General features: G+C 63.4%; 11 protein-coding genes. All 11 read right to left on the reverse strand.

Features of this window, described 5'->3' with window-relative positions; all coding sequences use genetic code 11:
* Positions 1–151: 151 nt before the first annotated feature.
* Positions 152–2776 carry a TonB-dependent receptor gene (locus tag ABID44_RS03105; RefSeq protein WP_354150222.1) on the reverse strand — a complete coding sequence of 875 codons (2625 nt, stop codon included), beginning with the start codon at positions 2774–2776 and terminating at the stop codon, positions 152–154.
* A gap of 252 nt (positions 2777–3028) precedes the next feature.
* Positions 3029–4030, reverse strand: a complete 1002-nt coding sequence (locus ABID44_RS03110) for a FecR family protein (protein WP_354150223.1) — start codon at positions 4028–4030, stop codon at positions 3029–3031.
* 107 nt (positions 4031–4137) lie between these two features.
* The gene (locus ABID44_RS03115; RefSeq protein WP_354150224.1) at positions 4138–4632 is read right to left on the reverse strand and encodes an RNA polymerase sigma factor; all 495 of its coding nucleotides are present in this window, start codon (positions 4630–4632) and stop codon (positions 4138–4140) included.
* A gap of 434 nt (positions 4633–5066) precedes the next feature.
* Complete coding sequence (locus ABID44_RS03120) at positions 5067–6455, reverse strand: aspartate aminotransferase family protein (RefSeq protein ID WP_354150225.1); 1389 nt, start codon at positions 6453–6455, stop codon at positions 5067–5069.
* Positions 6385–7986 carry a M81 family metallopeptidase gene (locus ABID44_RS03125; protein WP_354150226.1) on the reverse strand — a complete coding sequence of 534 codons (1602 nt, stop codon included), beginning with the start codon at positions 7984–7986 and terminating at the stop codon, positions 6385–6387. Before ABID44_RS03125 ends, ABID44_RS03120 begins: the two co-directional genes overlap by 71 nt.
* Positions 7983–9497, reverse strand: coding sequence for an aldehyde dehydrogenase (locus ABID44_RS03130; protein ID WP_354150227.1), 1515 nt, complete (start codon positions 9495–9497; stop codon positions 7983–7985). The genes ABID44_RS03125 and ABID44_RS03130 overlap by 4 nt, the downstream gene beginning before the upstream one ends.
* Positions 9494–10237 (reverse strand): ABC transporter permease, encoded by a 744-nt coding sequence (locus tag ABID44_RS03135; protein ID WP_354150228.1) that lies wholly within the window; start codon positions 10235–10237, stop codon positions 9494–9496. The genes ABID44_RS03130 and ABID44_RS03135 overlap by 4 nt, the downstream gene beginning before the upstream one ends.
* The gene (locus ABID44_RS03140) at positions 10234–10932 is read right to left on the reverse strand and encodes an ABC transporter permease (protein WP_354150229.1); all 699 of its coding nucleotides are present in this window, start codon (positions 10930–10932) and stop codon (positions 10234–10236) included. The genes ABID44_RS03135 and ABID44_RS03140 overlap by 4 nt, the downstream gene beginning before the upstream one ends.
* A 146-nt stretch (positions 10933–11078) precedes the next feature.
* The gene (locus tag ABID44_RS03145; protein WP_354150230.1) at positions 11079–11858 is read right to left on the reverse strand and encodes a lysine/arginine/ornithine ABC transporter substrate-binding protein; all 780 of its coding nucleotides are present in this window, start codon (positions 11856–11858) and stop codon (positions 11079–11081) included.
* Positions 11859–11893: 35 nt separating this feature from the next.
* Positions 11894–12658, reverse strand: a complete 765-nt coding sequence (locus ABID44_RS03150; RefSeq protein ID WP_354150231.1) for an ABC transporter ATP-binding protein — start codon at positions 12656–12658, stop codon at positions 11894–11896.
* Positions 12659–13022: 364 nt separating this feature from the next.
* Complete coding sequence (locus ABID44_RS03155) at positions 13023–13829, reverse strand: IclR family transcriptional regulator domain-containing protein (protein WP_354150232.1); 807 nt, start codon at positions 13827–13829, stop codon at positions 13023–13025.
* Between the last annotated feature and the right edge of the window lie 30 nt (positions 13830–13859).

Consider the following 13859-nt stretch of genomic DNA (forward strand, 5'->3'; position numbering starts at 1 on the left):
TCCGATCTGATCGGATGTGAAGTCCAGCGCCGCAAAGCCTGGCTGCATCATCGGCTCATCGCACACGAACGCGCCGCTATTTGCGCAGAGTCCCTTTGAGAGATTCCTTGTGCCTGTGGGCGGATGTCGCCCACAGGCCATGTGGAGATCGTCAGAATTTTGCGGTGACGGACGCCCAGACCGTTCTTCCCGGGCCGGGGATGTTGGCAAGCCCCAGCGGATCGACATAATGAATATCGCCGACGTTATCGATCCTGAAGTCGGCCTTGAGGTTTTCGGTGAATTCGTAGGATGCGAAAACGTCAACGAGCGCGTAGGGCTTCCAGTTGATTGGCACGATAAACGGCGATGCGCCTTGCATCGTCGGCTGATCCGCCTTGATCGCGCGGGGCCCCACATGCGTGGCCCGCGCCCCGATCGTCAACGCGTCGTCCAGGAACTTATGCGAAACCGTCAGCGAGGCGGTATATTTTGGAGGCACGTGATTGGTGGCATAGTCGCCATAAAGAGTGCTTCGCTGGCATGCGCCGGAGGTCGGACAAAAGGCCATGTCCGTATAATAGGAGGCGCCCAGTTCGAGGCTGAGCCCGCCAACGGAATAGCGGCCGGAGAGTTCCACGCCCTCGAATAAAGCACGATCGATATTACCCACGCCCGGGCCATCGTAATTGGTCCCGAAGTCGGTCGAGATATTGACGATGCGCCGGGCGATATAGTCATCGACCGTGTTGTGGAACCAGCCGAGCTTGAATTTCACGTCATCCTGGTCGAGCAGGAGATCCTGAGCCATGACGTTGACGCCGATGTCCCAGTTGTGGGCGCGCTCAGGCCGGACATCGGACGTCAGATAGGTCGCCGCCATCGCCGATGATTCCGCCATGCTCGGCATGCGCATACCTTCCGAATAGCGCGCAAACAGCTGAACCCCGTCCAGCGGGGCGACGGCCACACCTATCGAGGGGCTGACGCCGCTGCCGCTTCTGCCGCGTGGCTGCCCCAGGAAGCCGGCCGCTGGCGTATCCCCCTTCTCCATGCGATCCCGCGCGGAGAAATTATGGTAGCGCAGCCCGCCGTCGAATGTCAGCCAGTCCAACGGCTTCCAGTCGGCGTTCATGAAGCCCTGCCATTCATGGCGCGCGCCATTTGGCGGAAGAAACTCCTCGAGCGTACGCGTCAGATCGGTGGGCCCGGTGTCCTCGTTGAGATAGGATATCCCGTAATTCATCGACACATCGCCCCAGGCTGAGGCGAAGCGCGACCTATTGGAAATATCCGCCCCCCATTGCCTTGTATCGGTGCCGACAAGGAGGCGTGTCGTAAGCGGATTGGGAAACCCCAGGTCCGTCACCGTGCGGCTGCTGGCCGTGGTGGGGTTCCGGATATCGAGCGAGGTCAGCCATAAGTTGGAGTGCAGGTCGACAAGATCGTTATCGGCCGGATTCCAGCGATGGCGAACCGAATAGCGGTCGACGGAAGACGTGGACGTCCATCGCTGCGTCGCCTGTGCGCCCATGGTGCTCGACAGGATCGAGGCCCGGATATCGCCATGGTCGCTTCTGAAGCCGGTGTGGATCAGTTCCAGCGACTGATCGGCGGGCAGTTCGAACTTTCCCTTCAGCAGCCATGAATCTGTATCGCTTGATGTGTTCATGACCGCTTCGCCGCCCCGATAGACCGAAACGCCGGTATTCTCGTAGTAGCTGGCGTAATTTGTGCAGGAAAGAAACCCGCCGCCATAGTCGCGGCAGATCGAGCGGGGTCCGAGATCCTCGGAACTTGCCGCTGAAGGTCCGTTACTGCCGGCGTGATAATTTCCGCTGCGCCGGGCCGCATACGCCGCGACCAGTTCGAATGTCTCGCCGCGCATGGCGCCGGCGATGCTGCCGAACTCCCGTGTGTGGTCAAGGAACGAGGGGCGTGAAATGTCGGCCGGCCCCACCACGCTGCCGGGCCGCGCGCCTTGAAAAAAAATACCCGCAACCGTGTTCAGCGGGGGAATGTCGGAAGTGTTGGTGCCGAAGCCGCCCTTCAGGCGGACGCCGTAATTTTTTCCATCGAGGAGGATGTCGGACGCGTTGAGCGTTTCCATGCTCACGGAACCGCCAATACCGCCATAGGCCCCGCTTCCGGGACCCTTCTGGATGCTGACGCCGCCGATCAGGTCGGGATCGATATAGGTGCGGTTGCTGACGCCCTGATAGCCCTGGTAAACGGTGGCCGAGCTGAGGGTGCCGTCGACTGTAACCGGAACCCGCCCCATGCCCTGCATGCCGCGAATGTTGACGTCGATCGAATTGCCATTGCGCGACTCGCCGGAAAGTACGCCCGGCGTGCCGGTGAACATGTCGGCCGGTGTCGTTCCCCGAAAGCGCTCAATCTGTTCGCCAGAAATATACGCGGTGGCCGCCGCCGTTTCGTACGGCGCATCATGGGGATTTCTCCCCTGCCTTCCGGTCACGTCGATGGTGTCCAGCACCACCGAGCCATCGTGGGGCGCATCAAACGCCTGAGCGACCCGACCCGTAATGGTGACGGTGTTGGCGTTGGTGAAGGCGTAGCTGAGGCTGGTTCCCGCGAGAAGCTGCGACAGGGCTTGTTCGCGGGTCATCGTTCCCGAGACGGGATTGCCGCTGACAGACGCCGCTGCCGTCTCGCTGAACACGACCGACACGCCGGTGATGCGGGAGATGTCGTTGAGCGCCTGGCGGACGGGTTTTGCCGGAATATCGAAGTTGTGGGTCTGTTGCACGGCTGCCTGAGCCCAGGCCCGTGGCATAAGCAGCAAACTCTCCATGCCGGCTGCAAGCACGGTTGTTGTCAGCAAAAACGCAGCGGCGCCCCGTAACCGGATCCCCATCGATATCATCCTTCTCGTCCATGACACGCGAGAGGGAGCGAATAGCGCCGGCTATCTGGGTCCTCTCATAATGCTTCACGGATGAGAGGGCTGAGGTACACATCGGAAAAACATGAGGATCCTCCTGAAGAATCATAAACTATTGATAATCAAGGGAGAAATATTTCACAATCAGGGGCCGATGATCGTCAGGCGGCCGCCAATGCCGTTCATGCGGAAGCCGACCGTGGCCTGGAGCGAAGCGAGCGCGGCGTCGGGGTCGTCCAGCGGCAGGTTGCCGCTGACGCGATGCCCGGCGAGGCCGGAACCGAGTATAATGATGCGCCCGGACCGGTAGCGTCCGATCTGCGAGACGATATCCTCCAGCCGGGCGTTCTCGAAAATCAGGCGACCGTCGCGCCATGCCAAGGCATCGTCAAGGCTGACCTGTCTTATCGGACCCAGCCCGGCGCTGCCATAGCTGACACTCTGCTTCGGCTCCAGCATCGCCTTCCGGTGGTCCGTATGCGAGGAGACCCCGACACTGCCGCGTGCGAGGGTGACGACCGTATCGTCGTCACGAAGCTCGACCGAGAAGGCCGTGCCGGTTACGCGTGTCTCGCCCTGTCCGGCCTCGACGATGAAAGGGCGGCCCGTGGGCACCACGTCGAAATATGCGGCGCCACGCAGCAGGCGCACGCGCCGCGCGTCGCCGTCCATCTGCTCCGTCAGCGCGCTGCCCGCGTCAAGCATGACGACGGTGCCGTCGGCGAGCATGACGGTCCCACGTTGTCCGCGCTCGGTCACATGGTCGGCGGCAAGGTTCTGAAGGACATCGGGATGCTCCAGCCAAATGGTGAAACCCAGCACGAGCGCGAGCAATGTGGTGAATGTGGCAATCTGGCCGTTGAGCTTGCGCCGGCGATGTCGGTTCCTGCCGATCGCATCGAGATAACCGCTTAGCGTATCGGCCTCTTCGGCTGCGACCCTTTCTCCCGGCGCATCCGTGGACGCCCATGTGGCGCTGACGTCGCGATAGGCTCTCTCATGCGCGGGGTCCGCATTGCGCCAGCGGTTGAAGTTTTCGTGGTCCCCGGCCGAAGGCTCGCCGTTCATGCGCGTGAACCAGGCGATGGCCTCCTGCTCGACCCGTTCGGGCGGGCGGGGCGGCTGGGAATCCTGGCTGCTGATCATGATGGGAGACCGAATCTGTTGCAACGGAACCGGCCGGCATCTAGCGCGGCCTTTCCCTCCTGAATCAATAGGCGGGCAAGAGGGGAAACCACCCGGCTTGCCTGAAATTATTCCCTGACGCCGCGACAGGCGACCATGGCGCGGGCGATATGCTTCTCCACGGCGCTGCGGGAGATGGCGAGCGCGTCGGCTATTTCGGAGTAGTTGCAGCCATGGACCTTGTTCAGCAGGAAGATGTGGCGCGTCCGCTCCGGCAGCGCGCGGATGAGATCGTCCATGCGGCGCATTTCGTCGCGGGGTTCGATGATGTCATGCGGGGTCGGCACCTGAGCCGCATATTGCTCGGGCAGGATGCCCTCGACATATTCCCTGCGAACGCGCTCGGCGCGCAAATGATCGACGATGGCGTTGTTGACGGACCGCCCGAGATAGGCGGCGGCGTCATCGGGCGTAAGGATGCGCTTTTCCCACAGGCGCAGGAAGACGTCCTGTACGAGATCGCCGGCCAGAGTGCGCGAACCCAGACGCCGCGTCGCCCGGCGCAAAAGCCCCGGCTGCTCATCGAGATAAAGCGCCTCGAATTCCCCGCTACGCGTGCTCATGCCAGGCCCATCCACCAACAACGAACAGAACAATCAAGATTGGCTGGCCGGAGAGCGGCGGGCTGATTTGCCAGGAAGCCATTGGCGAGGATTAAAGGAGAGTCAAGTACTCCAGTTTCTGGAATGGTTCCGGAGGGTTGGGCGCATTTGGAAACTTACCGCCGGAACCCGTCCCTTCGCTCATGTTTTGTGCGACTTGGCGGCTGGAGCAGAGGGCGTTCTGACGAATGCGCATTCCGCACGATGCGTTGCATTTGTGTGACAGCGCCGTCCTGTTCGCGCGCGATGTCAGGCGGAGCCGGAATGGCCCCGCGCCCCGAAATTTGGCCGGTCTGGCCGGGCTTCATATCAGCCCGGACTTCCATGGCGGCCGGATGGGCTTATGCGACGCTTTTGAGTGCCGGCGGTCGTCCGGCGTCGCCGCCCCTCCCGGATTATTTCAGTTGCTGATCGAGGCTGCGCCGCAGGATCGATACGAGTTCGTCCACTTCCGCTCGGCTGATGACCAGCGGTGGAGAGAAGACAAGACAGTCGCGCACAGCGCGTGTTGTCAGCCCGTTTTCGAAACAGGCGTTGCGCACCGGGGTGGCAAGGCCGCCCAATGGCTCGACGGCGCTTCGTCCTTTCTTGTCGCGGGTCAGCTCGACCGCAGCCATGAGGCTGACGCCGCGCACTTCGCCGACCAGTTCGTGGTCGAGGAGGGTGGCCAGCCGCTCCTGGAAGTAGGGGCCTATATCACCGCCCACGCGTTCCACAACGCCCTCTCGCTTCATGATGGCGATGTTTTCGCGGGCGACGGCGGCCGCGACCGGATGGCCGGAATAGGTGTAGCCGTGCGGGAAGCGGCCGGGGCCGTCGAAGACGACTTCGGCAACGCGATCATGCACGATGCTGGCCGAGATCGGCAGGTAACCGGATGACATGCCCTTCGCCACCGTCATGATGTCGGGCGCAATGTCGAAGGTCTGGCTGCCGAACCACCGGCCGGTGCGGCCGAACCCGCAGATCACTTCATCGACGATCAGCAATATGCCGTATTTGCGGCAGATGCGCTGGACTTCGGGCCAATAGGTCGACGGCGGCACGATCACGCCGCCTGCGCCCTGAACCGGTTCGCCGATGAAGGCGGCGACGCGTTCCGGGCCCACCGCAAGGATGGTTTCCTCCAGACCGCGCGCTGCCTGAAGGCCGAATTCCTCTGGCGACATGTCGCCGCCATTGGCCCACCAGAACGGCGCCGGCGCATGGACGATGTCGGGGATCGGAATGCCTGGTATGTCATGCATGCTGGCCAGTCCGGTCAGGCTGGCGGCGGCGATGGTGCTGCCGTGATAGGCAAGATTGCGGCTGACGATGACTGTGCGGTCAGGCTGTCCCTGCTTCTGCCAGTACATGCGGGCGATGCGGATATTCGTATCGTTCGCCTCGGAACCCGAATTGGAGAAGAACGCGCGGTTGAGACCTTCCGGCGTCAGGGCGGCGAGGTCTTCCGCAAGCTGGACGGTCGCCGGCATCGTCGTCTTGAAGAAGCTGTTGTAGTAGGGCAGTTCTTGCATCTGGCGCGCTGCGACCTCCGCCAGTTCTGGCCTGCCATAGCCGATGTTCACGCACCACAGTCCGCCCATGCCGTCGAGCAGGCGCGCGCCTTCGGTGTCGGTCAGATAGCATCCCTTCCCGGAAGCGATGACGCGGGCGCCGCCGTCGCCGCGCAGTTCCTGGTGATCGGTGAACGGATGCAGATGGTGAGCAAGGTCAACCGCCTTGAGCGTGGCGGTGGAGGGCGAGGGGTCGTTCCTCAGATCGGGGCGCGGTGTCGAAGACATGGGCGTTTTCCAGTTTGCGTGACGGGTCTGCGGGGCTGAGAGGCCAGATGGAGCGGTCGATCCGGCGATAGGGAATTTGCGAAAGGCGCATGGTTGCGATGCCGCCGGTGTCGACCAGAACGATATCCCGGGCGATGGGACCGAAAGCGGCGCGCAGGTGGTTGCGGCTCTTGAGGCCGATCGTGCTGAGGCTGGAGGGTTCGATGCCGACCGCCCGCAAAAGGTTGAGATCGGTGACGGCAAGGGCGCGGCTGGCGATCACAACGCGGATTCCCGCAATTTGCACCAACGCCATCGGTCCCATGTCGACCTTCAGTCCGCGCAGCACGGGCCCCTCGCATTCGAAACGGCCGTCATGCAGGCGCAGAACCTTGACCGTGGCATGGAGCGGAGGGGCGATGTCCGGCGCGAGCGTGCCTCCCAGCGCAAGGTCGATCATGGCGTCTTCTCCCGCCTCCCTGGCGCGCTGAACGGAGCGCGGATCGGCAAGGCTGGCGAAAGCCGCATTCTCCAGCCCTGCGTCGATCATGGCGCGCAGCAGATTGGGCGAGTCGCCGTAAGCGCCGGCGGCCGGGTTGTCGCCGAAGTCGGCCAGCACCAGCGGGCGCGTATCGCTGCTTGTCCCGGCGGCGATCGCCATCGCTTCCGCGGCATCGGGAAAATCGAGCTGCGTCCGATCGCGGCTTTCCCACAATCCTTCGGCGAGCTCCATGGCCGGAGCCAGCGGGTCGGCCGGCGAGGACGCCATCACGGTGACCACGACCGCAGGACCAGCCTCCGGCACGTCGGCCCACGGGAAACCTATGGTCAGTCCGGCGGAAACGAGGCCCGGCCGGCCGCTGATCTCGCTTGTCTGCGCCAGCAGCCTGTTCATGGGGCCGGGCGGGCTGGTGCGGCCATGGTCGGCGGCATCGAGCATGGGTGGCCGGACGAGGACACTGCGGGTGAGGCGCGTGTTGCCCATGCCTCTCTTTGCTTGGTCCATCAACAGCGTGAGGGCAGCGGCTGCGTCGGCGGCGCATTCCGCATGATCGACATGCGGATAGGTGCGGTAAGGGAAGAAGGCGTCGGCCGCTTCCACCATCGCATCGGAGATGTTGGCGTGCATGTCGAGGGTGGCCACGATCGGCACCTGCGATCCATGGCGGGCCCGCAGCGCCATCAGCAATTCACCTTCGGGATCAAGACTGTCTTCGGTGACCATGGCTCCATGAAGAGCGAGCGCGATTCCGTCGAAAGGTCCTTCGGCGTTCAAAAGAGCAGCCTTGAGCACGGCCCAGTCGCCTGCGGTGAGCGGACCGGATGGGCCACAGGCTGCGGCGACCGCAACCGCCATGTTCCAGCCAAGGGTCGCGCCCGCTTGCAGATAGCCGCCGATCTCGGTGCCGGTGCCGGCAAGCTGCCGGTGCGCAGCCTCCGTGCCGAACAGCAGATAGCGGCCGGCGAAGTCGGCAAGCCGTGTCGGAACCTGGTTGAACGTATTGGTCTCATGCAGGATCGCGCCGACCAGAATGCGTCTGGCTTTCGTCATGCCGACAAATCCGCCCAGACGCTCTTGCGGTGGGTCACGTTGTCGAAGGCGTGCAGGGACTTGTCCCGCCCGTTGCCGGATGCCTTGACGCCGCCGAACGGCACCGTGATGTCGCCGACGCGGACGGTGTTGATCCAGACGAGGCCGGTGTCGAGCCGCCTTTCGATCTTCAGCGCCCGGGACAGGTTACGTGTCCAGATGGCGGCGGCGAGCCCGTAAGGGCTGTCATTGGCGATCGTTATGGCCTCATCCATGTCAGCGGCGTCGATGACGCTGAGAACCGGACCGAAAATCTCTTCGCGCGCTATGGTCATGGCGTTGCTCACGCCCGCAAAAATAGTGGGGCGGATGCAGCTTTCCGGCAGGATACCTGGCAGCGCCGGCCCTTCCCCGGTAAGGCGTTGCGCACCTTCCCCGATGCCTTTCCCGATGAAGTCGCGCACCCGCGCCGCATGAGCTGCGGAGGCCATCGCTCCGAAACGCGTTTCGGGCAGGAGAGGGTCGCCGGGCAGGAATGTCCGGGTGAGGGCGACCAGTTTTTCAAGGAAAACGTCGCGGATCGGCCTTTCAAGGATCAGCCGCGTGCCGGCGTTGCAGATCTGGCCCTGATTGTGGAAGGCGCCCATGGCGGCCGCTTCCACCGCCCGATCGATGTCGGGGCAGTCGGCAAGCACGATATTGGCGGATTTGCCGCCGCATTCGAGGCTGACCTTCTTCAGGTTGGACCGGCCGGCATAGCCCATCAGCAGCTTGCCCACCGCCGTCGAGCCGGTGAAGGACAGCGCCGCGACCCCTTCATGCAGCGCCAGCGCCTTGCCGGCTTCCGGCCCGACGCCCGGGACGACGTTGAACACACCGTTCGGCAGACCCGCCTCGCTGGCCAGTTGTCCGAGCCTGATGGCGCTGAGCGGCGACAATTCCGATGGCTTGAGGACAACGCTGTTTCCCGCCGCCAGAGCCGGCGCGATCTTGGTCATCGCCGTGACCAGCGGGAAGTTCCACGGTACGATTGCGGCGACGACCCCCACCGGCGTGCGCCTTATCATGGCAAGGGCGTCGCCATGGGTGGGTGCGATCTCGTCATAGAGCTTGTCCGTGGCTTCGGCGAACCAGCGCAGGCAACGTACCGCCGCCGGCACGTCGATCGACAGGCTGTCGCGGATCGGCTTGCCCATATCGAGCGTCTCAAGCAGTGCGAAGCTTTCGGCGTCGGCTTCGACGAGATCGGCGAAACGCTGCAAAACCGCCTTGCGTGCGGCTGGTGCGGCATTGGCCCAATGGCCGGCCGAAAACGCGCGCGTGGCCGCCACCACCGCATCGTCGACATCGGTTGCGCCGCAGGCCGCCACATGGGCGATGATCGAGCCGGTGGCCGGGTTGACGGTTGGAAACGTCGCGCCGGATCGGGCGGGCCGATATTCGCCGTCTATGAAGGCTTGCGTCCCCGGATTCAGCACGCTGGCGGCTTCGCGCCAGTTCTTGCAGGCGGCGGCTTGGGGGTGAACTGTCATTTCGCTTGCCCGGATGCGACGGAAAGAGACTTCTGGGAAGAGCCGCCGGCGATAGGAGGCTGGCGACGATCGGCCGAGACGGCGTGCTCCAGCAACTTGAAGGCGCGGGTGACGGTGAAGGTCATCGCCAGATAGATGAGAGCGGCCATGGAAAGCAGTTCGACCGGCATGTAGTTGACCGAACTGATCGTGCGGGCGACGCCGGTGAGGTCCAGCAATGTCACGGTGCTGGCCAGCGAGCTCGCCTTGATGAGCAGGATCACCTCGTTGCCATATGCCGGCAGGCCGATGCGGATGGCCTGCGGCAAGACGATGCGGCGCATGCGCGTCAGGCGTGACATGCCGATGGCCATCGCCGCCTCGATCTGACCGCGCGGCACGGCCTGGATGGCGCCGCGCATGATTTCCGCCGTATAGGCGGAGGTGTTGAGCGTGAAGGCGATCAGCGCGCACCAGAAGGGTTCGCGCAGGATGAACCACAGGGAACTCGCCCGCACCGCCGGGAATTGCGATAAGCCGTAATAGACGAGAAATATCTGCACCAGCAGCGGTGTGCCGCGGAAAAAGAACACGAAGCCGTAGGCGGGAGCCCACAATAGCGGGCTGCGCGACAGGCGCGCCAACGCCACCAGGAAGGCGACGGCGAAGCCGGCGACAAGCGCCAACCCCACCAGTCTGAGGGTCAGGCCCGCACCGCCGAGCAGCGCGGGGATGCTCTCGATCATGACGCCGATATTCATGCCGCCTCCACAGGCGTGAAACCGCGCGCCGCCCGACGCTCCATCATCTGCAATGCGAGCATGCTGATGATGGTGAGGCCGAGATAGATGAAGGCGGCGCAGAGGAAGAAGGTGAAGGGCTGGCGCGTGAAGCCGACCGCATATTCGGTCTTGCGCATCAGCTCCTCCAGACCGATCACGGAAACCAGAGCGGTTTCCTTAAGGATGACAAGGAAGATGTTGCCGAGGCCGGGCAGGGCGATGCGCCAGACTTGCGGCAGCGAGACGCGCCGGAAGGTGAGCCAGCGGCCCATGCCAAGCGCCCGCGCCGCCTCGATCTGCCCCCTGGGAAGGGACTGGAACGCGCCCCTGAACACTTCCGTGGCATAAGCGCCGAAGGCCAGCGACAGCGCAAACACGCCGGCCACGAATGCGTTGATATCGATATGCTGGTCGTGCCCGAAAGCATGCCCGATCTCGTTCACCAGCCTCACTCCGCCGAAATAGATCAGCAGGATGAAAACCAGTGCCGGCACGCCGCGAACGAGCGTGGTGTAGACGTCGCCCGCCAGCCGCGCGAAACGGCTCGACGACAGCTTCATCATGGCCACCGCAATACCGATCGCCACGCCGAAAACGGTGCTGAGCAATGCGACCTGAAGCGTTATCAGCGTCCCCTCGGCCAGCATGTAGCCGAACCCTTGCAGATCGGGCATGAGCTTGTCCTTGCGAATTGAGGTTGTGCCGGCAAACAGCTTTCCCGACCGGACATTCAGGCCCGGTCGGAAGAACGATCAGTCGTGGCGCCGGCCTCGGAACCTTCGACGCGCCGCGCTTGTCGGCGGCACGTCTGCAAACGTGGTCAGTTCGCCGGCTTCAGGCTGAACGGGAAGTAGCGTGTATTGATTTCGTCATAGACGCCGTTCTCCAGAATGGCGGCGAGCGCAGTGTCGACGCGTGCCTGCAGTTCGGTGTCGGACTTGCGCAGAGCGATGCCGGCGCCCTCGCCGAGAATGGCCGGGTCGAGCATGGCTTCGCCTTTTATTTCATAGGCTGCGCCGTCGCTGGAACCCAGCCACTCCGACATGATGATGCGCTGGGCGATCACCCCGTCGATGCGGCCGGAGACGAGATCGAGATTGTGATTGTCGGTCTTGTCATACAGGCGAACGTCGGCCTTGGGGAAGTTGGCTTCGATCAGCTTGGCGTAGGTGCTGGCCCGCTGGACGCCGATCGATTTGCCGGCGAGGCTGTCGGCCGTCGGCTCGAGGCCGGAATCCTTGGGCGCCACCAGCACCGCGCCAGCCTGATAGTAGGGCTGGGTGAAGTTCACGGCTTCCTGCCGGGCAGGCGTGATCGACATGCTGGCGACGATGAGATCGTATTGACCGGCGTTCAGCCCGGGGATGATGCCGTCCCATGCCTGGGCGGCGATGGTGCACTCGACCTTCATTTCCGCGCAAAGCGCCTTGGCGATGTCCACGTCGAACCCTTGCAGTTCGCCCTTGGCGTCGACGAAGTTGAAGGGCGGGTAGGCGCCTTCGGTGGCGATGCGCAACGTTTCGGCCTGCGCTCCGGCGGCCGCGAGGCCCATCGCGCAGCCGGCCAGCAGGGCAAGCAGGGTCTTTCTGATTGTGGTCATATCCGATTTTCCTCCGTTATTCTTGAATGACTGTCTCAGGCGGCGGCGAAGGCCTGGCTGACGAATTGCCGGCAGCGCTCCGAGCGCGGGTCGCCGAAGACCTGCTCGGGCGAGCCCTCCTCCTCGACCCGGCCGTGATGCAGGAAGACGACCTTGGACGAGACGTCGCGGGCGAACCGCATCTCATGGGTGACGATGATCATCGTGCGGCGCTCTTCGGCCAGCCCGCGCATGACACGCAGCACCTCACCGACCAGTTCAGGATCGAGCGCCGAGGTCGGCTCGTCGAAAAGCAGGACGTCAGGGTCCATGGCCAGCGCCCGGGCGATGGCGGCGCGCTGCTGCTGGCCGCCGGAAAGATGGCCGGGATAGTGGGCGCGCTTGTCGTGGATGCCGACTTTATCCAGCAGCGCTTCCGCCTTGTCGATCGCCTGCGACCGCTTCATGCCCAACACGTGGACCGGCCCTTCGATCAGATTTTCGAGGATGGTGAGATGCGACCAGAGATTGAAGCTCTGAAACACCATGCCGACGCGCTGGCGGATGCGATCGGCCTGACGGTTGTCGATGCGGCCTTTCGGTCCGACCTTCAACGCCTCGCCATAGATGCGGATCGATCCGGAATCGTAACGCTCCAGAAGGTTGATGCAGCGCAGGAAGGTGCTCTTGCCCGAGCCGCTGGAGCCGATGATGGAAATCACATCGCCCTGTTCCGCCCGAAGCGAAATTCCCTTGAGAACCTCAAGCCTGTCGAAGCGCTTGTGGAGGTTGTCCACCACTATGGGCGTGCCAGCGGTCATGCGTTCCCTTCTTCATGTTCCGGCGTAATGGTTTATCGTGTTCGCTAGGCGGTCTTAAGTTCACTGTGCGTACAAACTAGAAAGAAACTTTGGCGGTGTCAAGAACAAGGCGTCACCTGTCGGGGCTGCTGCTGTGGCCGTGTCGAAAAGAGGGAAGAGGGTGCTGGCCGGGGGAAGGGCCGTGGCGATTGCAGGGAGAGGGCGAGGCGATCGTGTGTCCGGAATTGCGTAAGGCAGGGCGGCAGATCGTTTCGCCCTCTCCGCGGAACTGCGAATGTTTCCTGAGGCCTGGCCTCTCGCGGTGCGGTGCTCCCGGCGTCGGCTTTGCCGGATGCCGGCCGGACCGAAACCTGGATAAGACGGCCTATGGTCGCGAGCGGATGGCGAATTCGATCTCGCTTGCCGCGCTGCGCAAAATCGGCAGCAGATGCGAAACAAGGCTTTCCATGCTGTGCCGTGTGGCCGGAACGCCCATGTTGATGGCGGCGATGATCTTGCCGTCGCGGCCGCGCACCGGCACGGCGATCGAGCGAATACCGACCTCAAGCTGGCCATCGGCGGTGCAATAGCCGTCGGAACGTCCCTGAACGATCATTTCGCGCAGCTTGTGCTTGTCTGTCACCGTCATCGGGGTGACCGGGCGAATGCCGGCCTTGTCAAGAATGGCGTCCAGCTCGGCATCCGACAGGCCGCCCAACAGAATCCGACCGAGCGAGGTGGAGGTCGCCGGATAACGGTTTCCCAGCGCGATGCTGATGGACATCATGCGGTTTGCGGTATGGCGCGCGACATAGACCAGTTCGGCGCCGTCGAGCACGCCCATGGAACAGGGCTCTTCCGCCTGCTTGGCCGCCGCCTCAAGAATCGGGTTGGCGATTTCAATGAAGGAGAAGGAACTGAAATAGGCCATGCCCAGTTCCAGAACACGAGGACGCAACCGATATTCGCGGCCATCGAAGCTGGCATATTCCAGCGTGACCAGCGTTTTCAGAAAGCGGCCGGCGGCGGCGCGGGGCAGGCCGGTCTTGCGCGCCACGTCGCTCAGCGTCATCGCCGGCGTGAAGCGGTCGAAGGCTTTGATGACACTGAGGCCGCGGGCGAGCGAGCGAACGAAATCGGCGCTGTTTTCCGTCTGCCCGTCGGAAAGATCATCAATCTCTTCTGAGGCCATTCGGGTTCTCCCGGGAATCATTCACATGCA

The organism is Aquamicrobium ahrensii (assembly GCF_040545755.1).
In the GTDB taxonomy this organism is placed as follows: Bacteria; Pseudomonadota; Alphaproteobacteria; order Rhizobiales; family Rhizobiaceae; genus Mesorhizobium; species Mesorhizobium ahrensii.

Excerpts from the sequence above, each read along its gene's own strand:
- ABID44_RS03110 (WP_354150223.1), bottom strand. The coding sequence starts at position 4,030 with ATGATCAGCAGCCAGGATTCCCAGCCGCCCCGCCCGCCCGAACGGGTC.
- ABID44_RS03115 (WP_354150224.1), bottom strand. The coding sequence starts at position 4,632 with ATGAGCACGCGTAGCGGGGAATTCGAGGCGCTTTATCTCGATGAGCAG.
- ABID44_RS03130 (WP_354150227.1), bottom strand. The coding sequence starts at position 9,497 with ATGACAGTTCACCCCCAAGCCGCCGCCTGCAAGAACTGGCGCGAAGCC.
- ABID44_RS03155 (WP_354150232.1), bottom strand. The coding sequence starts at position 13,829 with ATGGCCTCAGAAGAGATTGATGATCTTTCCGACGGGCAGACGGAAAAC.
- ABID44_RS03135 (WP_354150228.1), bottom strand. The coding sequence starts at position 10,237 with ATGAATATCGGCGTCATGATCGAGAGCATCCCCGCGCTGCTCGGCGGT.
- ABID44_RS03120 (WP_354150225.1), bottom strand. The coding sequence starts at position 6,455 with ATGTCTTCGACACCGCGCCCCGATCTGAGGAACGACCCCTCGCCCTCC.
- ABID44_RS03145 (WP_354150230.1), bottom strand. The coding sequence starts at position 11,858 with ATGACCACAATCAGAAAGACCCTGCTTGCCCTGCTGGCCGGCTGCGCG.
- ABID44_RS03105 (WP_354150222.1), bottom strand. The coding sequence starts at position 2,776 with ATGCCACGGGCCTGGGCTCAGGCAGCCGTGCAACAGACCCACAACTTC.
- ABID44_RS03150 (WP_354150231.1), bottom strand. The coding sequence starts at position 12,658 with ATGACCGCTGGCACGCCCATAGTGGTGGACAACCTCCACAAGCGCTTC.
- ABID44_RS03125 (WP_354150226.1), bottom strand. The coding sequence starts at position 7,986 with ATGACGAAAGCCAGACGCATTCTGGTCGGCGCGATCCTGCATGAGACC.
- ABID44_RS03140 (WP_354150229.1), bottom strand. The coding sequence starts at position 10,932 with ATGCCCGATCTGCAAGGGTTCGGCTACATGCTGGCCGAGGGGACGCTG.